Source organism: Streptomyces sp. NPDC005435 (assembly GCF_040703155.1).
Lineage (GTDB): Bacteria > Actinomycetota > Actinomycetes > Streptomycetales > Streptomycetaceae > Streptomyces.
Window position 1 is genome coordinate 1 of the sequence record NZ_JBEXEQ010000004.1, and the last position, 21,414, is coordinate 21,414.

The 21,414-nt window shown below is 71.6% G+C and carries 12 protein-coding genes; 2 read left to right on the plus strand and 10 right to left on the minus strand.

What is annotated here, in order from left to right; translation table 11 throughout:
- Positions 1 to 69: 69 nt before the first annotated feature.
- From AB0898_RS06440 to AB0898_RS06455, 4 genes are all read right to left on the minus strand, one after another.
- Entirely contained in the window at positions 70 to 4,275 is a 4,206-nt protein-coding gene (locus AB0898_RS06440) for an Rne/Rng family ribonuclease (RefSeq protein WP_366801685.1), read from the minus strand.
- A gap of 261 nt (positions 4,276 to 4,536) precedes the next feature.
- Positions 4,537 to 5,319, minus strand: coding sequence for a TIGR03936 family radical SAM-associated protein (locus AB0898_RS06445; protein ID WP_366801686.1), 783 nt, complete (start codon positions 5,317 to 5,319; stop codon positions 4,537 to 4,539).
- A 46-nt stretch (positions 5,320 to 5,365) separates the two neighbouring features.
- Positions 5,366 to 6,439: a hypothetical protein gene (locus tag AB0898_RS06450; RefSeq protein WP_366801687.1), complete on the minus strand. Its 1,074-nt coding sequence runs from the start codon at positions 6,437 to 6,439 to the stop codon at positions 5,366 to 5,368.
- A gap of 42 nt (positions 6,440 to 6,481) precedes the next feature.
- Positions 6,482 to 7,096 (minus strand): hypothetical protein, encoded by a 615-nt coding sequence (locus AB0898_RS06455; protein ID WP_366801688.1) that lies wholly within the window; start codon positions 7,094 to 7,096, stop codon positions 6,482 to 6,484.
- Positions 7,097 to 7,256: 160 nt separating this feature from the next.
- Here AB0898_RS06455 and AB0898_RS06460 point away from each other — a divergent pair, with 160 nt between their 5' ends.
- Positions 7,257 to 8,477 (plus strand): dipeptidyl aminopeptidase, encoded by a 1,221-nt coding sequence (locus AB0898_RS06460; RefSeq protein WP_366801689.1) that lies wholly within the window; start codon positions 7,257 to 7,259, stop codon positions 8,475 to 8,477.
- Positions 8,478 to 8,589: 112 nt separating this feature from the next.
- Entirely contained in the window at positions 8,590 to 8,943 is a 354-nt protein-coding gene (locus AB0898_RS06465; RefSeq protein WP_366801690.1) for a DUF805 domain-containing protein, read from the plus strand.
- A gap of 75 nt (positions 8,944 to 9,018) precedes the next feature.
- Here AB0898_RS06465 and AB0898_RS06470 read toward each other — a convergent pair whose 3' ends face one another.
- The 6 genes from AB0898_RS06470 to mrdA form a co-directional block, all read right to left on the minus strand.
- Positions 9,019 to 11,082 carry a restriction endonuclease gene (locus tag AB0898_RS06470; RefSeq protein WP_366801691.1) on the minus strand — a complete coding sequence of 688 codons (2,064 nt, stop codon included), beginning with the start codon at positions 11,080 to 11,082 and terminating at the stop codon, positions 9,019 to 9,021.
- A gap of 122 nt (positions 11,083 to 11,204) precedes the next feature.
- Positions 11,205 to 12,509: a VanZ family protein gene (locus tag AB0898_RS06475; protein ID WP_366801692.1), complete on the minus strand. Its 1,305-nt coding sequence runs from the start codon at positions 12,507 to 12,509 to the stop codon at positions 11,205 to 11,207.
- A 964-nt stretch (positions 12,510 to 13,473) separates the two neighbouring features.
- Positions 13,474 to 15,399: a TIGR03960 family B12-binding radical SAM protein gene (locus AB0898_RS06480; protein WP_366801693.1), complete on the minus strand. Its 1,926-nt coding sequence runs from the start codon at positions 15,397 to 15,399 to the stop codon at positions 13,474 to 13,476.
- 170 nt (positions 15,400 to 15,569) lie between these two features.
- Entirely contained in the window at positions 15,570 to 17,078 is a 1,509-nt protein-coding gene (locus tag AB0898_RS06485) for a CYTH and CHAD domain-containing protein (protein WP_366801694.1), read from the minus strand.
- 815 nt (positions 17,079 to 17,893) lie between these two features.
- Positions 17,894 to 19,093 carry a rod shape-determining protein RodA gene (rodA, locus tag AB0898_RS06490; protein WP_366801695.1) on the minus strand — a complete coding sequence of 400 codons (1,200 nt, stop codon included), beginning with the start codon at positions 19,091 to 19,093 and terminating at the stop codon, positions 17,894 to 17,896.
- Complete coding sequence (gene mrdA / locus AB0898_RS06495; RefSeq protein ID WP_366801696.1) at positions 19,090 to 21,336, minus strand: penicillin-binding protein 2; 2,247 nt, start codon at positions 21,334 to 21,336, stop codon at positions 19,090 to 19,092. Before mrdA ends, rodA begins: the two co-directional genes overlap by 4 nt.
- Positions 21,337 to 21,414: the final 78 nt, after the last annotated feature.

Here is a 21,414-nt window from a genome sequence, read left to right on the forward strand (position 1 = left end):
GTCGCGCCGGCTCTGGGGGGCTGGTGGCCCCCCGCATCACCCACCCCCACAACCCCGCGGCGGGAGACGTCAGCTCTCGTCGTCGGGCGCGGAAACCGTGGTGGTCTTCTTCGCCGTGGACTTGGCGGCGGCCGTCTTGGCGGTCTTGGCCGCCTTCTTGGCCGTCGTCTTCGCGGTCGTCGTCTTCTTGGCCGTCGTCTTCTTGGCGGCCGTGGTCTTCTTCGCGGCCGTCTTCTTCGCCGGGGCCTTCTTGGCCGCCTTGCGGGCGGTCTTCTTGGCCGGCGCGGCCTCCTCCGCCTCGCCCGGCTCCTCGGAAGCCGGCTCCGGCTCCGTGGCGGCCGACGGGACGACCACGACGGCCGTGTCCTCGGACGCGGTGGAGGCGGTGGCCCTGCGGACCGCGCGGCGGCGCGGACGCGCCGGGGCGGCGCTCTCGGCCTCGGCGGGCGCGGGCGCCTCCTCGGCGGCCGCCGGCTCCGGCTCGGCCACCGGCGCGGACTCCGCGACGGTCACGACGGCCGTCTCGGCCCCGGCCGGCGAACCGGCGGGCGCCGACACCTTGCGGGTGACCCGGCGGCGCGTACGGCCCTGGGGCGCGGCCTCCTCGGCCACGGGCTCCTGGGCGGCGGGCGCCTCGGTCACGACCTCCTGCGTCACCACCGGGTCCTCGGCGGCGGCCGGCGCGGCCTGCGCCTCGGCGGCCCGCTCCGGACGTACGGCGCGCTCGGCCTCGGTGACGGACTCGGTGCGGTCCACCGGAGCCTCGGCACGCGCGGCCCGGCCGCCCTTGGCCCGGCCGGTCTCGGCGCGGCCGCTGTCGGCCTTCGGCGCGCCGGCGGCCCTGCGGCTCGTACGGCGGCGCGAGCGGCCACGGCCCGCCGCGGCCTCCGCCTCGGCGATGCTGCTGTACAGCTCCTCGTCCGGGACGAACTCCGGCGCGGGCAGCGCGAGCGGCTCGGCGGCCTCGGCGGCCACCTCGGCGGCCGTCTCGGTCACCTCCGGGGTCTCGACGGCCACGGCGACCGCGGCACCCTCGTGCTCGTGGGTGTGGGCGTCGCCGCCCTTGCCGCGCTTCTTGCGCTTGCCGCCACCGCCGCCACCGGCGTACGTGGGCTGCTCCATGTGGACGATGACACCGCGGCCGTTGCAGTGGACGCAGGACTCGGAGAAGGACTCCAGGAGGCCCTGGCCGACCCGCTTGCGGGTCATCTGGACCAGGCCCAGCGAGGTCACCTCGGCCACCTGGTGCTTGGTCCGGTCGCGGCCCAGGCACTCCAGGAGGCGGCGCAGCACCAGGTCGCGGTTGGACTCCAGGACCATGTCGATGAAGTCGATCACGATGATGCCGCCGAGGTCGCGCAGCCGCAGCTGGCGCACGATCTCCTCGGCCGCCTCCAGGTTGTTCCTGGTGACCGTCTCCTCCAGGTTGCCGCCCTGGCCGGTGAACTTGCCGGTGTTGACGTCGACGACGACCATCGCCTCGGTCCGGTCGATCACCAGCGAACCGCCGCTGGGCAGCCAGACCTTGCGGTCCAGCGCCTTGGCGAGCTGCTCATCGATGCGGTACGTGGCGAAGACGTCCGTCTCGCTGGTCCACCTCTGGAGGCGGTCGGCGAGGTCGGGGGCGACGTGCGAGACGTAGCCGTGGATCGTCTCCCACGCCTCGTCACCGCTGACGATGACCTTGGAGAAGTCCTCGTTGAAGATGTCGCGCACGACGCGGACGGTCATGTCCGGCTCGCCGTACAGCAGCGTCGGGGCGTTGCCCGTCTTCGCCTTCTTCTTGATCTCCTCCCACTGCGCCTGGAGCCTCTCGACGTCACGGCGCAGCTCGTCCTCGCTCGCGCCCTCGGCGGCGGTGCGCACGATGACGCCCGCGTCCTCGGGGACGATCTTCTTGAGGATGGTCTTCAGCCGGGCCCGCTCGGTGTCGGGCAGCTTGCGGCTGATGCCGGTCATCGAGCCCTCGGGGACGTACACGAGGTAGCGGCCCGGCAGGGAGACCTGGCTGGTGAGACGGGCGCCCTTGTGGCCGATCGGGTCCTTGGTCACCTGGACCAGGACCGACTGGCCGGACTTGAGGGCGGACTCGATGCGGCGCGGCCCGTTGGCCATGCCGAGCGCCTCGAAGTTGACCTCACCGGCGTACAGGACGGCGTTGCGTCCCTTGCCGATGTCGATGAAGGCGGCCTCCATGGACGGCAGCACGTTCTGGACCTTGCCCAGGTAGACGTTGCCGACGTACGAGGTGGACTGCTCCTTGTTGACGTAGTGCTCGACGAGCACCCCGTCCTCCAGGACGCCGATCTGGGTGCGCTCGCCGTGCTGGCGCACGACCATGACGCGCTCGACGGCCTCGCGGCGGGCCAGGAACTCGGCCTCGGTGATGATCGGGACGCGGCGGCGGCCCTGCTCGCGGCCCTCGCGGCGGCGCTGCTTCTTGGCCTCCAGACGGGTCGAGCCCTTGATGGACTGGACCTCGTCGGACGGCTCGGCGGCCTTGCGGGGTTCGCGGACCTTGACGACGGTGCGCTCGGGGTCGTCGGGGGTGGAGGCCTCGCCCGCCTCGCCGGAGTCACCGGCACGGCGGCGACGGCGGCGGCGCCGGCGGCTGGAGCTGGAGCCCGCGGCCTCGTGCGCCTCCTCCTCGTCCTCTTCCTCCTGCTCGGCGGTGTCCTCGGCGTCCTGCGCGGCCTGCTCGGCGGCCAGGTCGTCATCCTCGCCGTCCGTGCCCTCCTCGCCCTCCAGGGCGTCACCGCGGCGACGGCGGCGGCCGCCCCGGCGGCGACGGCGGCGCGAACCGGACTCCTCGGAGCCCTCGGCGTCATCGCCCTCGGCCAGGCCCTCGGCGGCCTCGTCGGCCTCCTCCGGCTCCTCGGCCTCGGTCTCGGCCTCCACGGCCGGGCGGGTCTCCTCGGCGGGGGCGTTGCGGCGACGGCGACGGCGGCGCGAGCCGGACTCGGCGCGCTCGTCGTACGCCTCGGCGCGACCGGACTGCTCGGCCCGCTCGGGCTGCTCGGTCTCCTCCGGCCGCGCGCTCTCCTCCGCCTCGGCGGCCTCGGCGGCGGCTTCGGCGGCGGCCCGCTGCGGGGTCTGGAACCTCGGCTCGGTGAACACCGGCGCCCGGAAGACGGCCACGGCGGGGCGGGCCGGCTTGCGCGGGGAGTCGGACTCGGTGCCCTCGGCGGGCGCGGGCGCGGAGAACCCGCCCGCGGCCTGGCGGACGACGCGGCGACGACGGCGCGGGCCGTTCTCGGCGGACGTCTCGGCCTCGGCGGCGGGCGCCTCGGCGGCACGGCGGCGGCCCCTGCGGGGGGCCTCCTCGGCCTCGGGGCTCTGCTCGGCGGCGGGGGCAGGGGCGGCGGCGGTCTCGGCGGACTCGCCGGCCTCGGCGGTCACCGGGGCACCGGCGGGCGCGGACGCCCGGCGGGTGGCGCGGCGACGCGCACGGGGAGCGGCCTCCGCCTCGGCGGCGGGCGTCTCCTCGGCCGGGGCAGCGGCAGCGGCGGGGGCCTCCACGGCGGCCGGAGCCTCGGCCGCGGTCTCGGCGGCGGTGGCGGGCGCGGACGAGCGGCGCGTGGCGCGACGGCGCGGACGGGGCTCCGCCTCGGCGGGGGCCTCCTCCACGCTCTTCGCCTCGTTCTTCCCGGCGGCCGGAGCTTCGGCGGGCGCGGTCTCGGCGGCGGCCGGAGCACCGGCGGGCGCGGAGGCGCGGCGCGTGGCACGGCGGCGCGTACGGGGAGCGGGCGCCTCGGCGGCCGGCTCCTCGGTCTTCTCGTCCTCGGCGTTCTCGACGTCCGCGTTCTCGACGTCCGCGTTCTCGCTGTCCACGCTCACCTCGTCGTCGTTCTTCTCCTCGGCCGGAGCGGAGGCGGCGGGGGCACCGGCGGGCGCGGAGGCCCGGCGGCGGGTACGGCGCGGCGCGGGGGTCTCGGTGACCTCGGCCGGTTCTGCGGTCGCGGCCTGCGCGGCCGTCGTCTCCGCCGGTACGACCGTCTCTACGGTCTCGGCGGCGGCCGGGGTTCCGGCGGGCGCGGAGGCGCGGCGGGTCGCACGGCGGCGCGGGCGGGCGGGCGCGGCCTCTTCGGCGGCGGCCGGTGACGGCTCCGCGGGCTCATCGGCCCTGGTGGGGGCCGTGACGGTTTCGGTGGGGGCCTCGGCGGCGGTGGGCGAACCCGCCGGCCGGGAGGCGGCACGGCGACGCCTGCGCGGGGGCAGGGTGTCGCTCGGGGTGTTCGGTTCGGAGCCCTCGTTGGGCTCGGTCGGTTCGAGCATGCGGGCATTTCTCCCGTCAGGCTCCCGGGCGCCGCGCCTGGTCCGGCGCCGGCCTCTTCGGGCCGTCCGCCGTTGACGTCCGCGGCCCGCGCGATGCGCGATGGCCGCCGTCCGGGGCGCGGGCGCCGCACGGGAGCACTCTGTGTCCTGTCTCGCCGGTTCCGTACGCCTTGTCGGTACGGCCTGGCGAAAGTCTTCTGGTCGGTGCGCTGCCCGACCCAGGTGGCTCCCGAGTACGAGGGCGGCGCTACGGCGTGTGTCCTACACGGAACCTTCCGGCATCGCCGCCGTCGCGGCGGCAGCCGGTGCGGCCTCCTTGGCCTGGGCTGCCTCGCGGTCGGGCGCGAGCGGGTCGGTCACCGTGCCGGTCTCTTCATCGAAAGGCCCCTGCGCCAGCCTGGTCACCGCTGCGGGGACCGGCGGCGCCAGGTCGGCCACGGCGCGGAGACCGGACAGGACGTCGTCGGGTCGTACGGCAGGCGTCACGTGCCGAACAACCAGCCGCAGTATCGCACAGGGCCGGTCTTCCGGCCTATCAGCCTGCGGCTGCGTCTCCACGACTTCCAGCGCGGCGACGGCGGAACGGCAGTCGAAGGTGCGCACGCCGTTCTTGGCCATGCGCTGCACCTCGACCGTCTCGGCCGCGCGGAAGGCCTCGGCCGCGCGCTGGGCCTCCGCCGGTTCCACGCCGTCCAGCCGCAGCTCCCACAGGGAGGCGGCGAGCCGGTCGGCGAGGCCGGAGGTGTGGGCCTCCACCGCGTCGGTGATGTCCAGCCCGGCGGGCATCGACCCGTCGAGCAGGCCCCGCAGGGTCTCGGGGTCACGCGCCGCGGTCAGGGCGATTTCGAGGTACTCCGCCTCACTGCCCGTGCCGGTGGGTGCGGCATTGGCGTACGACACCTTCGGGTGCGGCGTGAACCCCGCCGAGTACGCCATGGGCACCTCGGCGCGGCGCAGCGCGCGCTCGAAGGCGCGCTGGAAGTCGCGGTGGCTGGTGAACCGGAGGCGGCCGCGCTTGGTGTAGCGCAGTCGGATGCGCTGCACCGCGGGTGCGGGCGGTGGGCCTTCGGGCTGTCGCTTGCCCAGTGTCCTAGTCCTTCGTGAGTGCGGTCGTACTGCTACCAAGAGTACGTGTGCCGCGCTCGTGAGGTTCCCGCCGGTCCACCGCGACCGGCTGCCGGGAGTCGCCGAACAGCATCCGGCGCAGGTCCATACGCGCCTGGCGGACGCTGTCGCGGGCGGCGGCCAGAGCCTGCCGCGAGGCCTGTCCCACGGCGCGCGCGACCTCGGCGGCGGGCCGCAGGACGTGGTCGCGTACGACGTGTCCGACGGGGGTCAGGACGGTGCGGTACACCCAGCGGACCGGTTCCACGAAGATCCACCGGAAGAGTGTGCCGAGCGCGCGTCCGACCACCAGCGAGACGCGTCCGGCGATCCGCCAGGCGTGCCCGAGGGCGTCCGCGACCTCCCGCGCGACGACGGCCAGCACCCGGCCGACGGGCGCGAGGACGTGGCGCCACAGCCAGCGCGCGGGCAGCACCAGCAGGAGGCGCCCGGTCCAGTACAGGGCGGTGCCGACCCCGGTGACGACCACGTCCGCGAGCCAGGACAGCCCGTGCCCGGCCGGTACGAGCACCCGGGCCCACAGCCAGAGCGCGGGCAGCACGAACAGCACACGCGCCGTCCAGTACAGGGCGAGGCCGACCGCGCGGCCGGCGGGGGCGAGCACCCGGCCGAAGACCCACCGCGCCGGAACGACGACCAGGTGGTGTCCCAGCCACGCCAGCCCCGCGCCGACCGCCCCGGCGAGCCACGCGGTCCCCCGGCCGAGCGGCGCGAGCACGCGTGCGTACAGCCACCGCGCGGGCACCACCAGGAGGACGTGTCCGAGGAAGCCGAGCCCCTGGCCGGCCGGGACCACCACCCACCGCCACAGCGCCACCCACGGCCACACGAACAGCGCCCGGCCGAGCCACAGCAGCGCACGGCCCAGCGGGCGCAGCACTGTGTCCGTCAGAAAGCGGCCGGCGACGGTGAGGGCGTCCCACACCAGCCGTACCGGCACCACGAGCACGAGCACCACGATTCGCACCGGCACGCGGATCGCGACGGCGAGGCAGCCCTCGGAGTACGCGGGCGCGGCGGGCGGCTTGTCCAGGTCCATGCCCCTACAGACGCAGAAGCGGCCTCCATGGATGCCTCCGCGTCAGCCTTCCGCGGCGGCGGTACGGCCCGCCTTGTACCGGTCCGGGTACCACTGGGTGAAACGCACGGCTCCCACCAGCAGCGCGATCGGTACGACCCAGTTGAACCAGTCGTCCTGGCCGGGGAAGCGGATCGCCAGCCAGGTGAAGAGCGTCATCAGGACGAAGGCGAGGCCCCACACCGCCGTCAGCACCCGGTTGATGTGTTTGAAGACGGGCGAGTCCCAGTACTGACGTGGCGTCGACTCGCGCGCGTACTGCGCGGTGAACGGGTCGCCGAACAGCGAGCCGAGCGCCACGACGGCGACCACGCCGTTGGAGATGACCTGGGCGTACGTCTCCACCCACAGCAGCTGGTCGCGGCCGAGGGCGAGCGCGAGGACCGCGAGCACGGCGAAGAAGACGATGCCCGTCACGTCGAGGACGCGAATCCGGCCGTGCAGCAGGTCCTGCGCGGCCAGCAGGAGCGAGGCGACCAGCGCGGCGAGCGCCGCGTACTCCCAGGTGCTGGGGCTCGCGACCACGCCGAAGATGATCCAGGGGGCGAAGGAGAGGAACACGCTGCCCGTGCCGACGGGCTTCTTGGCGGGGGCCTTCGTCGCCGTCTGCTGGACCATGGGGTTCCTCCGGTGGCTCGCGTTTCCCCCTTTCATGGTCGCGCCGCGTGCGGCGGACCGCACACGCGCCGCCCGAGTGCGTGCGGCCCGCCCGGCCCCTACCGTGGAGATGGGTCCGGACGCGCGGGGGTCGGCACGGTCTGTCCCGGGAGCAGCCTCCATGAGCTACCGCTTCAACGAGAACGACCAGTTCAACTACGAGGTCCTGCTCGCCCTCGGCGCGGTGTGGCGGCGCGGCGCCGACGCGGGCGAGGTGCTGACGACCGCCGCCGGGGTGGCCGACAAGGACGGCGCGGCGTGGTTCGACGCCTGGACGGAACTGGGGCACCGGGTCGGCGAGGACGCCGACCGCTGCGCGGCCATGGGGCATCCGCTCAGCGCCCGCGCCGCCTGGCTGCGGGCGGCGGGCTACTTCGGCACCGCGCTGGTCGCCGCCGACGCCCTCCAGGACGGCGGGAAGCGGGCCGCCGAGGTGTTCGCGGAGCACCGGGCCTGCCTGGACCGCTTTCTGCACGCCTGCGACCCGCCCGCCGAGCGGGTCGCGATCCCCTACGAGGACACGACGCTGCCCGGGTATCTGATCAGCCCGCCCGGCACGGACGACGAGACCCCGCTGCCGACCCTGATCGTCAACAACGGCAGCGACGGCCCGCTGACCGCCGCCTGGACCCTGCTCGGCGCGCCCGCCGTGGAACGCGGCTACCGCGTCCTGCTCTTCGACGGCCCCGGCCAGCAGTCGATGCTCTTCGAACGCGGGGTGACCTTCCGGCCCGACTGGGAGAACGTCATCACCCCGGTCGTCGACCACCTGCTGCTCCGCCCCGGCGTGGACCCGCGCCGGCTGGCCCTGGCCGGGATCAGCCAGGGCGGCTACTGGGTGCCGCGCGCGCTCGCCTTCGAACAGCGCCTCGCCGCCGCCGTCGCCGACCCGGGGGTGGTCCGGGTGTCCGACAGCTGGTGGCAGCACCTCGGCCCCGATCTGCGCGGACTGTGGGAGTCCGGGGACCGGGACGCCTTCGACGCCATCATCGGGGAGGCCCTGGAGCAGAACCCGTCGCTGGCCGCGATGTGGCGGTGGCGGGCCCGCCCCTACGGCATCGACACGCCGTACGCCCTGCTGACCGAGGTCGCCCGCTACGACCTCACCCACGTCCTCGACCGGATCACCACCCCGCTGCTGATCACCGACCCCGAGGGCGAGCACTTCTGGCCCGGCGCCTCCCAGCGGCTCTACGACGCGCTGCCCGGACCCAAGTGGCTGGTGCGCTTCACCGAGGAGGAGGGGGCGCATCTGCACTGCGAGCCGCTGGGACGCGCGCTGTTCGAGCAGCGGATCTTCAACTGGCTCGACGCGCGGCTCGGCACTCCGGCGCGCACCTGAGACCGGACATCGATCACGACACCGAATTGATCCGGACACGCCGGACTATGGCGATCAATCCCGGCCACTGCTTCCATGGAGCCCGGAACCAGAACTTCGCTGGGGGGCGAGTATGCACTGGTACGTCGACGTCCTGAAGAAGTACGCCGTCTTCACCGGCCGCGCACGGCGGCAGGAATACTGGATGTTCTTCCTGGTCAACCTGATCATCGCGATAGTGCTGTGGATCATCGGCCGCTCGATCGGAACCCTGGTCATCAGCTGGCTCTACAGCCTGGCCCTCTTCCTGCCCGGCCTCGGCGTCGCCGTCCGCCGCCTCCACGACACCGACCGCTCCGGCTGGCTGGTCCTCGTCGCCCTGATCCCCTTCATCGGCTGGATCATCCTGCTGGTCTTCCTGGCCCAGGAGGGGCGGCCGGAGCCGAACGAGTACGGCCCCAATCCGAAGTACGCGCCTGCCGCCTGACGTGCCGTCAGTTTCACGGAAGGGGCCGCCGGGGACTCCGGCGAGCCCTTCCGCGCGCGCCGGGGCCCGGAGCGCTCACTCCACCGCGATCCCGTGGTCCGCGAGCAGCTCGGCCAGACCGCCCGGGTAGCCCCGGCCGCCCGGCACGAAGTCCCAGTCGCCGCTCGGACGGCGCCGGAAGGAGCCGAGGACCAGGGCCGTCTCGCCGGGGCGGCCCGCGGAGACCTCCAGGCGGCCCAGTTCGGCCAGGGCGGGGTCCAGGAGGCGGATCACGGGGTCCGCGAACCCCGAGAGGTCGGCGTGCGGGTCGGCCTCCGGATCGGCCGCCGCGACCAGGACCAGCCGGTCGGCCCCGGCGGGCAGCGCGTCGAACGAGACCCGCACGGCCGCCTTGTCCGGCGGCGGGGCCGGCACCGAACGGACCGAACCGTCCGGGGTGGCGGGGTTGTTGAAGAACACCAAGTGGTCGTCGCCGAGCGCCCGGCCGCCCGCGCAGACCAGCGCGCACACGTCCAGCACCACATCGCCGGACCAGGACATGCCCAGCACGTTGTAGTCGCCGGGCGGTACGGCGGCGGGCGGGGCCGTGCGGGCGCGCCCGCGCTCACGCTCACGCTCACCGAGCCTGCCGCGCAGCCCGTGGCGGTGCAGCAGGTCGACCAGTTCGGGACCCGCGATCAGCTCCAGCGGCTTGCCCTGCGCGAAGGCGTGCGAGCCGGAGCCGAAACCCGAGGTGGTGACGAGGACGCCCTTGTTCGCGCCGGTGTCCTGCACGGTCCCGTACAGATCCCGCACCGCCGTCGGCGGCACCGTGCCCCGGTACCGCTTGACCTGCACGACGATCTGCCCGCCCCGGATCGGAGCCGGGTCGACGGCGTGCACGTCCACCCCGCCGTCCCCCGACCGCTCCGTCGTCACCGCCTCCATGCCCATGGCCCGGAACAGCTCCGCCACCAGCGACTCGAAGTCGAGCGGGTCCATCTCATAAAGGTCCGGCTCCTCGCCACCGCCCGACGGCGCGCTCCCGGGCGCGCACACCTCCTCCGGCCGGCGACCGGGCCGTACCGTCGCCAACTGGTCCGGACGCGCCGACAGCCGGCCCCGCAGCGCCTCCGTCAGACAGCTGACCGGATCGACCTGGGTCAGGTGCAGACCGGCGAACGCGGCCTTCGGCGCCATGACCGTCGCCAGACAGATCAGCGCCTGTCGGCCGGTCGCCGGGTCGTGGTCGTCGACGACACCGTTGACCGCCACGGAGTCCAGCGCGTCGAACTCGTCGGCAGCGAAGACCTGTTGGGCCGCGAGGAGGAGACACTGCGCGAGCACCTCGCGGTACAGCGTCCGCCGCTGCCCCACCGGGCGCGGGGTCTCCTTCTCCTGGTCCGACGTGGGCATGTACCGCACCGACTTGACCTCCGGCACCACGGCGAACCCCGGCAACTCCCAGTCCAGCACCAGCTGCCGGGCCACCGCGTCGTACGCCGCGCGCGGCACGCACGGGAAACCGCCGGGCCACGCGGTGGACGCGCGCAGCGCCGCGCCGAAGTACGCGACCACCGCCTCGGGTTCGCCCCGCCGCACACTCTCGGCGGCCTCCGCGACCCCGGCGTTGTGCCGCCGCACCTCGGCGAGCGCGGCCGAGGTGTACTGCTCGTACTCCCTTTGCCGCACGGCCAGTTGGAGCTTGCGCCGGGACTCGGCCGCCTGCGCGGCGAACCAGGCGTGCTCGAACCGGGTGTGCGCGTCGGCCTCCGCCTGCGCCCGCTGCGCCGCCGTCCAGCCGCCGCGCGCCGCCCGGTACTGCTCCCGGTCGGGCATCCGCACCGGCCGGCCGAGCGGCCCCGGATCGAACGGCTCGGCCTCCTCGGCACGCAGCAACCGCGCCACCCGGAACCCCGGCACCGCGCACCCGGCGGCCAGCAGCCCCCGCAGCACGGCCACCCGGGCCTCCAGCTCCTCCGTGCGCCGCCGCGCCTCGGCCTGCCGGAACTCCCGCCGGCTCTGCGCGGCCTCCCGCTCCCGGGCCCGGTCCTGCCGTTCCCGCTCCCTCTCCCGCCGCGCCTCGTCCTCACGTTGACGCTGCTGCTGGCGCTGCGCCTCCGCCCAGACCCCCGCCAGACCAGAAGAGCGACGACTCATCCCCCACAAGCCTCCCCGCACACGGGCGCCCCCGCCCCAACTCCGGCTGCCCCCAACCGGACGTAACCGGACGACTCTAACCGCCGAACCGGGCCTCGCACATCCACTTGGACCCGACGAGGTCACGACCCCATGGACCAGCCACTGCCCTGCTGGTCCCCGACGACTTGCCGGCCGGTGACCGCATCGATGAAGGCCACGGCACCGGAAGGTTCTTGTTCGCCCTGCTTGATGAGATTCACCAACCAGACGGGACGCCACACGGCATTCACTTCCTGCGCGATCAAGAAAGTCGATCCGGCCGCTTTGGACCCGGAATTTCTCACAGCCCGCTCCTGTGCGGACTTTTTGTCAATCTTCACGGCAGGAAGTTCGGGATCACGAGTCGGCCTACAGTTTGCCGCCATAATGCGCCCCGCCGAGGACACCGTGATATCCAGACGCATGGGCATCATGACCTTGTCGGCATAGCGCCGGTAACTGAGAACATACGGCCCACTGCCCTTGCCGACGAGGTCCAGGGTCTCCTTGCTTCCGGCGACCTCGTCCGGATACCACTTACGAGCGAAATCCTCGCCGGCCTGACGAATATCCGACTTCCCGAGAGACCCGTAGTCGTCCTGATTGGCATTCTCGAACAACAACTGGATCTTGCGATCGGGCCAGAGCAGCATGAGGCGCGATTTATCGGTCGTCAGATATATGACGGAAGAAGGCCCGGATGTCTCTTTCCGGAGCTGCATCTGCACAACCTTGACACCCGGCCCATCGATTTTCTCGGCCACGCTCCGAGCCCACCGGCCCTGGTCCGCGGTGACTCCGATCGATTCCGTGTCGACCTTGTTGATGGTGATCCAGAAACCGAAGACGGCGAACGCGACGCAAGAGCTGACGACCAGGACGCCCGCACCGACCATCCCGTCACGCCGGCCGAAGGGCACCTTGCGGGTGCCCACCCATACCCAGATCGTTCCCAGAATCGTACCGATGACGACCCCTGAGGCATTGGCTTTGATGTCGGAGTAGCTACAGCTCCGCCCCAACGCAAACACAGCCTGGAAGAGTTCGACCGTGAAAACGAGGGCGATTCCACAGCCGAGCACACCGACGGGCCGACGAGCGGAGAGCACACCGAAGAAGCAGAAGGGGAGAAACAGAAGCAGGTTCAGCCGGCCCGACGACGTCCCGAGCACGTCACCGAGCGGCATACCCGCGTTACAGGTCAGCTCCGTCACGGCATCGCCGGCCTCACCCGGAAGCAAAGTGACCACCAGAGCCCCGATCAGCGACACGGCCGAGAGCGCCGCCGGCACCACCGGCAGACATTTCACCCGGGCAAATTTCACCGCTCCCGCACCCACGACGGCCGCAAGCACCAGAAAGACCGGCACAAGGCCAGGCACGGCCCTGACGGATGCTTCAATCACGAGAATTCCCTCACAAAAGTCGAGGGTTGAGGATTCCATTTGGAGCCCTCAACCCTCAAGCAACAACGCGTCGCACCCCGGCACATCACGTGACCACGCCGGAGACAACGCCTCACCCAGTTAGCCCGCTACGATTTTCAGCACGGATTGAGCGACGGAGTCCAGAAATATCCCTGACCACTGACATACATTCCACCGGTCACACGGCAGCCCGAGGGAACCGCGTGGCCCCCAAAGCTGTAGCTTGCCGAATTACCGCTCGAAACGGTGTAGGTGGGGGAATCGTACGTGGCACTGACCGCGTCGACCTCAAGAGTGACCGAGACGGCACTGCCCCCACTCTTCGAATACTTCACCGTCGAGTAGAACAGACTACTGTTACCGCTGACGTTACGTCCGTTATCAGCAGTAAAGGACAGCGTTCCGTTGCTGAGACTCGTAGAAGTCGAAGCAGCATACGCCGCAGTGCTCACACTCAATGAAGCCAGAACAGTCGCCACAACAGCGACAGCCTTAACCCTGGGACCCACTATTCCTCCAAGATATTACAAGAACAGGGAATCAATACGCCCGATCAACGATCACCTTCATGATCATCATACGGACCCATGCGGGGATGGACAAGCATGTTGTTCAACGAGCCCAGAAAGCCATGGTGTCCATATTCCCCACCTACTGTTCGCATCATCTTTTTCATGAGGGAAAGCAAAGAGATGTGGAACTTCGACACTCCAACCGCACATTATGATCTTCACGGCTTAGATGCGACTTGCCGTCGATAACGACCAGTCTGTGTCGAACGCGGCAGCAGCTGGCCGGCCTTGGAGGTGGCGTGCACCGGGCGCAGTGAGGAATCTGCTCGCCCACCTTCGCTGTGAGCCCGCGGAGGGCTTCGGCGTGGTCCGGCTCAGGTATGCCGAAGCGCCTCGGTCGTCCAGTGGACGGCCGAGGCGCTTCGTCGGGGCTACTTCTTGACCGTGAGCGGCAGCAGCTTCTTGCCGGTGGGGCCGATCTGGATGTGGGTGTCCATCTGGGGGCAGACGCCGCAGTCGAAGCAGGGGGTCCAGCGGCAGTCCTCGACCTCGGTCTCGTCGAGGGCGTCCTGCCAGTCCTCCCACAGCCAGTCCTTGTCGAGACCGGAGTCGAGGTGGTCCCAGGGGAGGACCTCCTCGTAGGTGCGCTCGCGGGTGGTGTACCAGTCGACGTCGATACCGAAGTCGGCGAGCGCCTTGTCGGCGCAGGCCATCCAGCGGTCGTAGGAGAAGTGCTCGCGCCAGCCGTCGAAGCGGCCGCCGTCCTCGTAGACCGCGCGGATGACGGCGCCGGTGCGGCGGTCGCCGCGGGAGAGCAGGCCCTCGACGATGCCGGGCTTGCCGTCGTGGTAGCGGAAGCCGATGGAGCGGCCGTACTTCTTGTCGCCCCGGATCTTGTCGCGGAGCTTCTGCAGGCGCGCGTCCGTCTCCTCGGCGGAGAGCTGCGGGGCCCACTGGAAGGGGGTGTGGGGCTTCGGGACGAAGCCGCCGATCGACACCGTGCAGCGGATGTCGCCCGAGCCGGAGACCTCACGGCCCTTCTGGATGACGTGCGTCGCCATGTCGGCGATCTGCAGGACGTCCTCGTCGGTCTCCGTCGGCAGACCGCACATGAAGTACAGCTTCACCTGCCGCCAGCCGTTGCCGTACGCGGTGGCGACGGTGCGGATCAGATCCTCCTCCGAGACCATCTTGTTGATGACCTTGCGCATGCGCTCGGAGCCGCCCTCGGGGGCGAAGGTGAGACCGGAACGGCGGCCGTTGCGGGTCAACTCGTTGGCCAGGTCCACGTTGAACGCGTCGACACGGGTCGAGGGCAGCGAGAGGCCGACCTTGTCGTCCTCGTAGCGGTCCGCGAGGCCCTTGGCGATGTCACCGATCTCGGAGTGGTCGGCGGAGGAGAGGGAGAGGAGGCCGACCTCCTCGAAGCCGGTCGCGTTCAGCCCCTTCTCGACCATGTCGCCGATGCCCGTGATCGAGCGCTCGCGCACCGGGCGCGTGATCATGCCCGCCTGGCAGAACCGGCAGCCACGCGTGCAGCCGCGGAAGATCTCCACCGACATGCGCTCGTGGACCGTCTCGGCCAGCGGCACCAGCGGCTGCTTGGGGTACGGCCACTCGTCCAGGTCCATGACGGTGTGCTTCGACACGCGCCACGGCACACCCGAGCGGTTGGGGACGACGCGGGCGATACGGCCGTCGGGCAGGTACTCCACGTCGTAGAAGGCCGGGATGTACACCGAGCCGGTCTTCGCCAGGCGCAGCAGCACCTCCTCGCGGCCACCCGGGCGGCCCTCCGCCTTCCACTTGCGGATGATCTCCGTCATGTCCAGCACGGCCTGCTCGCCGTCACCGATGATCGCCGCGTCGATGAAGTCCGCGATCGGCTCGGGGTTGAACGCCGCGTGGCCGCCCGCGAGGACGATCGGGTCGTCGAGCGTACGGTCCTTGGACTCCAGCGGGATGCCCGCCAGGTCCAGGGCGGTGAGCATGTTGGTGTAGCCCAGCTCGGTGGAGAAGGACAGGCCGAACACGTCGAAGGCACGCAGCGGCCGGTGGCTGTCGACCGTGAACTGCGGCACGCCGTGCTCGCGCATCAGGGCCTCAAGGTCCGGCCACACGCTGTACGTGCGCTCGGCGAGCACGCCCTCCTGCTCGTTCAGCACCTCGTAGAGGATCATGACGCCCTGGTTGGGCAGACCGACCTCGTACGCGTCCGGGTACATGAGGGCCCAGCGCACCTCAGCGGCGTCCCAGGGCTTGACCGTGGAGTTGAGCTCTCCGCCGACGTACTGGATCGGCTTCTGCACATGCGGGAGCAAGGCTTCGAGCTGCGGGAAGACCGACTCGACAGACATCGCGGGGTACTTTCGTGAGCTGATGGGGGTGGTCCTCAAGCGTAACCCGCTACGGACCACCCCCTGCACGGCGATCGGCACACCCCCGCAGCTGCGGGGACCACAGAGCCCACCGGACTTCGCAGGACTCTCACGGCGGATCACCCCCGCATGCGCGGGGAGGCCGTGCGTCAGATCAAACGACCGGCCACGCGTTCGGTCACGGTCCGCCACCGCCCCGGCAGCTCCCCCTCCACCCGCTCCGCCCGCCGCTCCTCCCGCCCGTACAGCACCCCGTAGGGAAACCCGCTCTCCCCCGCCCCGTGCGCCACCGCCGCCAGCTCGCGCAGGGTGTGGCGGGCCATGACCGCGTCCTGGTGTTCACCGAGGAGGGTGGTGAGGGACTTCATGGACTTGACGAGGGCGCGGGCCGGGGCGCCGAGGGCGTCTGCGGCCGCCTCCGCGCCGTAGCGGGTGCGCTTGGCCTTCTTGCGGGCCTCGTGCAGCGTACGGTCGCGTTCCTCGCCGGGCGGCAGCTCCAGGGCGGTGTCCACCAGCCGGGAGAGCTTGGCGAAGTCCTTGCGCAGGGCCTTGGCCAGGGTCTTGCCCGGCTTGCGCGCGGCCCGCTTCAGCAGGGGCGGGTCGGCGAGGAGAGCGTCCAGGGTGTCGAGCAGGGCGAGGTAGCGCGCGGAGTCGAGTACGCCGATGAGGTGGGCCCGGGTGCTGTGGTGGCGGGCGCCGGCCCAGCCGGTCAGGCGCTCGCGCACGGGTCCGGTGACCAGGTCGTCGGGGAGGCCGGCGAGGTCGGCGGTCAGGCGTTCCGCCAGCACCTCCTGGTCCCGGTCGAGGCCCAGCTCCCCGGCGAGCCACTTCAGCTCGGCCGCGAGCGGGGCGGTGGCGGCGGGGTCGAGCACGTCGCGGAAGCCGCGCAGGGCGGAACGGGCCCGGCGGGTCGCCACCCGCATCCGGTGCACGGCGTCGGGCAGGTCGCGGCGGACGGCGGGATCGCCGGAGAGGATCGCCTCGCGCTGTTCCCGCAGGTAGGCGAGGACGTGGTCGCCGGCCGTCACGGGGGCGGCGGGCGTACCGCCGCTGCTCGCGCGCCCGCCGGTCTCCTCCAGGGCGCGGGCCAGCTTGGACGGCGACTTCGACGGCTTCAGCCCGGCCGCGCGCAGCCGCTTCTCGATGCGGTCCAGCAGGGCGGGGTCGCCGCCGTCGGCGAGTTCGACCTCGGTCTCGGTCCAGTGGGCGGTGCCGCCCGCCCGGTTGAGCCGCTCGGCGGTCACGGTGTCGGTGCTCGCCTCGGCCAGCAGGGTGTCCTCGGCGTCGAGCAGGTCGAGGACGTGGCGGACGCTGCGGAGCCGGAGCACGGGGACCAGTCCGGCACCCCGGACCCGGGAGCGGACCAGCGCGGCGATCTCCTCGGGCACGGTGTCCGACAGCGGCGCCCTGATCTCGTCGCGGACCCCGGGCGCCACGGGGAACTTCACATGCCACCCGGCGTCCGATCCCCCGGTGCGGCGGCGCAGGGTGAGGGAGGCGGCGGCGAGCCGTTCGTCGGGGGTGTCGTAGTAGGTGGCGTCCAGCTCGGCCAGCCCCCGGTCCACGACCCGGGCCACCCCGGCGGTCCCGGTCACCTCGGGAAAGCCGCCGTCTCCGCCCTCGTACTTCCGCTCCACTTCCCGCGTCACATCCGCCATGCCCCGAATCTAGAACGCCCCCACGACCGACATCCAGCCCCCGAACACCCCGAAGGAACGGAAGCAGACCTCCCACCCCTCCGCCACACCCCTGAAGCCGACCGAGCCCTGACAGCGAACCCCGGCCATGGACCCCGCCCATGAGCCCCGCTCGATGGCGCCGCTCGTCGGCCCCGCTCGCAGACCCCGGCCATGAACCCTGGCCATGAGCCCCGCTCGTGAATCCCACTCGGGGGCGCCGCTCGTCGGCCCCGCCTCGCAGACCCCGGCCACGAACCCCGACCGTGAACCCCACTCGTGGACCCCAGCCGTAGGCGCCGCTCGCGGACCGGGCCACGAATCCCGGCCATGGCCCCCGCTCGCGGACCCGCCCGTGAGCCACACCCGTCGACCCCACTCGTGGGCGCCGCTCGTCGGCCCCGCTCGCAGACCCCGGCCACGAACCCCGACCGTGGACCCCGGCCATGAACCCCGGCCGTGGGCCCCGCTCGTGGACCCCAGCCGTGGCCCCCGCTCATCGGCCCCGCTCGCAGACCCCGGCCGTGAGCCCCGCTCGTGGACCCCAGCCGTGGGCGCCGCTCGCGGACCCCGGCCATGAGCCCCGCTCGTGGACCCGCTCGTCGACCCTGCTCGTGGGCCCGGGCCACGAACCCCGACCATGAACCCGGCCGTGGGCCCCACTCGTCGGACCCGCTCGCAGACCCCGGCCACGAACCCCAGCCGTGAGCCCCGCTAGTGGACCCCAACCATGAACCCCGACCGTGGCCCCCGGCCGTGAGTCCCCGCCGTGGTCCCCCGTCGAACCGCCGGAGGCACTACGCCGACATCGGCCGCTGTACCCGAATCGACTGCAGCAGCCCCACCGCGATCCAGACCGCGAACATCGACGAGCCTCCGTACGAGACGAACGGGAGTGGCAGACCGGTGACCGGCATGATGCCGAGGGTCATGCCGATGTTCTCGAAGGACTGGAAGGCGAACCAGGCGACGATGCCGGCGGCCACGATCGTGCCGTACAGCTCGGTCGAGTCCAGGGCGATACGGCAGGCCCGCCACAGGATGACGCCGAGGAGAAGGATTATCAGGCCGGCGCCCAGGAAGCCCAGCTCCTCGCCCGCGACCGTGAAGACGAAGTCGGTCTGCTGCTCGGGCACGAACTGGCCGGTGGTCTGCGAGCCGTGGAAGAGGCCCGCGCCGGTCAGGCCGCCGGAGCCGATGGCGATGCGGGCCTGGTTGGTGTTGTAGCCGACACCCGCCGGGTCGAGGTCGGGGTTGGCGAAGGCGGCGAAGCGGTTGATCTGGTACTCGTCCAGGATATGCAGCTGCCAGATGGCGACGCAGCCGAGGACACCGGTCAGGAGCAGGCCGAAGATCCAGCGGTTGGAGGCGCCGGAGGCGAGCAGCACGCCCAGGATGATGGCCACCATGGCGAGGACCGTGCCGAGGTCGGGCATGAGCAGCACGATCATGATCGGCACGGCGGCCAGGCCGAGCGCCTGCAGGACGGTGCGGTGGTCGGGGTACGGCTTGTCGCCCGCGTCGACCCGCGCCGCGAGCAGCATGGCCATGCCCAGGATGATCGTGACCTTCACGAACTCGGCGGGCTGGAGCGAGAAGCCCCCGCCGAACACGATCCAGTTGCGGCTGCCGTTGATGGTGGCGCCGAGCGGGGTGAGGACGAGCAGCACCCCGAGCAGCGAGACGCCGTAGAGGACCGGCACGGCGTTGCGCAGGGCGCGGTGGCCCAGCCAGACGGTGGCGATCATCAGGGCGAGCCCGATGCCGAGGTTCATCAGGTGCCGGAGCAGGAAGTAGTACGGGTCGCCCTGGTTGATCTCCGTGCGGTTGCGGGTCGCGGAGAAGACCAGCAGGGAGCCGATCAGGGACAGCGCCATGGCCGCGAGCAGTATCGGCCAGTCGAGGCGCCGGGTGACGGAGTCGCGGGCGAGGAGCCTCGTCCAGCCGGCCCGCTCGGGGCCGTAGCCGGAGACGGAGAAGCTGTTGGTGCCGGTCATGTGCGCGTCCTCCGGCTTCCCCTCCGGCGGGGCCGCCTGCGGGTGTTGCTGTTGGTGTTGTCGGTGGGCGCGGTGGCCGCGGGCTGGTCGTCGTCGTTGGTGGCGTTGTTCTTCTGGGCGGCCTCGACGTCCTTGGCCGGGTCGCCGATGATCTTGGGGGCGACGACGGTGCCGTCGGCGCGGACCTTCGGCAGGGCCTTCTGCGGCTCGGGCAGCAGGGCCTTCTTCTTGTCGATGGAGCCGTCGCCCGCGACGCCGTAGAGCGCGCTGTAGATGTTGCGCACGGCCTCACCGGAGGCTCCGGAACCCGTACCGGCCTGGGCAATCGTCATGATCACCGTGTAGTCCTTGGAGTAGGTGGCCAGCCAGGAGGTGGTCTGCTTGCCGTAGACCTCGGCGGTACCGGTCTTGGCGTGCAGCGGGATCTTGTCCTGCGGCCAGCCGCCGAACTTCCAGGCGGCGGTACCGCGGGTGATGACGCCCGCGAACGCGTCGTCCATGCCCTTGAGGGTGGCCTTGCTGACGGGCAGCCGACCGGTCTTCTTCGGCTTGATCGGCGTGACCGTCCTGCCGTCGGGGCTGATGATCGCCTTGCCGATGGTCGGCTGGTACATCGTGCCGCCGTTGGCGACCGCGCCGTAGATCCGCGCCTCCTGGATCGGCGTGACGAGGGTGTCGCCCTGGCCGATGGAGTAGTTGATCGAGTCACCCTCGCGCATCTTGTTGCCTTCGAGGCAGTTCTCGTACGCGATCTTCTCGACGTAGGAGCCGTCCTTCTTGCCGGACTTGCACCAGGCGTCCTTGTTGGCCTTCCAGTAGTCGAGCTTCCACTGGCGGTCGGGGACACGGCCCGTGACCTCGTTGGGGAGGTCGATGCCGGTCTCCTTGCCGAGGCCGAACTGGTGGGCGGCCTTGTAGAAGAAGTCCTTCGGCTGGCCCTTCTTGGGGTTGATGCCGCCGTCGCGCTTCCACTCCCGGTCCGCGAGGCCGTAGAAGACGGTGTCGCAGGAGACCTCCAGGGCGCGGCCGAGCGAGATCGGGCCGAAGTTCTCGCCCTCGAAGTTCTTGAAGACCTGGCTGCCGACGGAGTACGAACTCGTGCACGGGTAGCGGCCGTCGAAGTCGTAGCCCGCCTCGACCGCGGCGGCGGTGGAGATCACCTTGAAGGTGGAGCCCGGTGCGGCCTGGCCCTGGATGGCCCGGTTGAGCAGCGGGTAGTCGCTGTTCTTGCCGGTGAGGGCCTTGTAGTCCTTGGCGGAGATGCCGCCCACCCAGACGTTGGGGTCGTAGGTGGGGGCGGAGGCCATGGCGACGATGCGGCCGGTCTTGGCCTCCATGACGACCACGGCGCCGGAGTCGGCCTTGTAGTTGGTGCCGGTGATCTTGTCGAACTGCTGGCGGGCGACCTTCATGGCCTTGTCCAGTTCGTACTCCGCGACGCGCTGGACGCGGGAGTCGATGCTGGTGACCAGGTTGGAACCGGCCTCGGCGGGGTCGGCCTTGGCCTTGCCGATGACCCGGCCGAGGTTGTCCACCTCGTAGCGGGTGACGCCGGCCTTGCCGCGCAGTTCCTTGTCGTACTGCCGCTCCAGGCCGGAGCGGCCCACCATGTCGGAGCGCAGATACGGCGAGTCGGTGTCCTTGGCCTTCTGGATCTCGTCGTCGGTGACGGGCGAGAGGTAGCCGAGGACCTGGGAGGTGTTGGACTTGCCGGGGCCGCCGTACCGCCGCACGGCCTCGGGTTCGGCGGTGATGCCGGGGAAGTCCTCGGCGCGCTCGCGGATCTGGAGGGCCTGCTTGGGGGTGGCCTCGTCGGTGATCGGGATCGGCTGGTACGGCGAGCCGTTCCAGCAGGGCTGGGGGGTCTTCGCGTCGCAGAGGCGGACCTTCTGCTCGACGTCCTCGGCCTTCAGACCGAGCACGCCGGCGAGCTTGGCGAGGACCGCCTTGCCGTCGTCCTTCTGCTTGAGGAGGTCGGTGCGGGAGGCGGAGACGACCAGGCGCGTCTCGTTGTCCGCGAGGGGGACGCCGCGGGCGTCGAGGATGTCACCGCGCACGGCGGGGTCGACGACCTGCTGGACGTGGTTGCCGGAGGCCTCGCGCTGGTACTCGGCGCCTTCGCGGATCTGGAGGTACCACAGGCGTCCGCCGAGGGTGCCGAGCAGGGAGAGGACGAGGATCTGGATGACGACGAGGCGGATCTGGACGCGTGGGGTCCGTCCGGTCTCGGGAATGTTGGTCACTGCGGCTGCTCCCCCTCTCAGTGCGCGGACGCGGATGCGTGGACGCGTACGTGAACGTGTGTGCGTACGAACGATGAA

Coding starts and splice junctions, on each gene's coding strand:
- AB0898_RS06450 (WP_366801687.1), bottom strand. CDS start 6,439: ATGGACCTGGACAAGCCGCCCGCCGCGCCCGCGTACTCCGAGGGCTGC.
- AB0898_RS06470 (WP_366801691.1), bottom strand. CDS start 11,082: ATGAGTCGTCGCTCTTCTGGTCTGGCGGGGGTCTGGGCGGAGGCGCAG.
- AB0898_RS06485 (WP_366801694.1), bottom strand. CDS start 17,078: ATGGCGGATGTGACGCGGGAAGTGGAGCGGAAGTACGAGGGCGGAGAC.
- AB0898_RS06465 (WP_366801690.1), top strand. CDS start 8,590: ATGCACTGGTACGTCGACGTCCTGAAGAAGTACGCCGTCTTCACCGGC.
- AB0898_RS06440 (WP_366801685.1), bottom strand. CDS start 4,275: ATGCTCGAACCGACCGAGCCCAACGAGGGCTCCGAACCGAACACCCCG.
- rodA (WP_366801695.1), bottom strand. CDS start 19,093: ATGACCGGCACCAACAGCTTCTCCGTCTCCGGCTACGGCCCCGAGCGG.
- AB0898_RS06480 (WP_366801693.1), bottom strand. CDS start 15,399: ATGTCTGTCGAGTCGGTCTTCCCGCAGCTCGAAGCCTTGCTCCCGCAT.
- AB0898_RS06460 (WP_366801689.1), top strand. CDS start 7,257: ATGAGCTACCGCTTCAACGAGAACGACCAGTTCAACTACGAGGTCCTG.
- AB0898_RS06455 (WP_366801688.1), bottom strand. CDS start 7,096: ATGGTCCAGCAGACGGCGACGAAGGCCCCCGCCAAGAAGCCCGTCGGC.